This window comes from Halorubrum sp. Atlit-28R (genome assembly GCF_003665955.1).
GTDB classification, from domain to species: domain Archaea; phylum Halobacteriota; class Halobacteria; order Halobacteriales; family Haloferacaceae; genus Halorubrum; species Halorubrum tropicale.
This window is the reverse complement of sequence record NZ_QPLS01000159.1, coordinates 1-498: the sequence shown is the minus strand read 5'-3', so window position 1 is coordinate 498 and position 498 is coordinate 1. Positions and strand designations below refer to the sequence as shown.

The following is a 498-nucleotide window of genomic DNA, read 5'->3' as shown; positions in this document are numbered from 1 at the left end:
CGCGAGGGCGACGCGCTGCTGTTGGCCCCCCGAGAGCTGATCGGGATAGCTATCGCCCTGCCCAGCTAGGTCGACCAGTTCGAGGAGTTCGTCGACGCGCTGGTCGACTTCGTCTTTCGGCCGGTCTTTCAGCCCGAAGGCGATGTTCTCCCGCACGGTCAGCCAGGGAAACAGCGTGTAGGACTGAAACACCATGCCGCGATCGGCGCCGGGGCCGGTGACCTCGCGGCCGTCGAGCGTGACGCGGCCGCTGGTCGGCCGGTCAAGCCCGGCGATGATCCGGAGCAGCGTGGACTTGCCGCAGCCGGACGGGCCGAGGATGGTGACGAAGTCATTGTCGACGACATCGAGCGTGGACGGCTCCAGCGCCCGAGTCGGCGCATTGCCGCCGCGCGCGGGGAAGGTGCGCGAGACCTGGTCGATCCGAAGCAGGGTCATGCGAGCTTCCACGGGAACAGCCAGGCGTTGAACGCCTTGAACAGGAAATCGGAGATCAGG

General features: G+C 67.1%; 1 protein-coding gene. It reads right to left on the bottom strand.

Annotated elements, in window-relative coordinates:
• On the bottom strand, positions 1-438 hold a 438-nt coding region (locus DVK06_RS17320), incomplete at its 3' end, for an ABC transporter ATP-binding protein (RefSeq protein WP_199718786.1).
• Between the last annotated feature and the right edge of the window lie 60 nt (positions 439-498).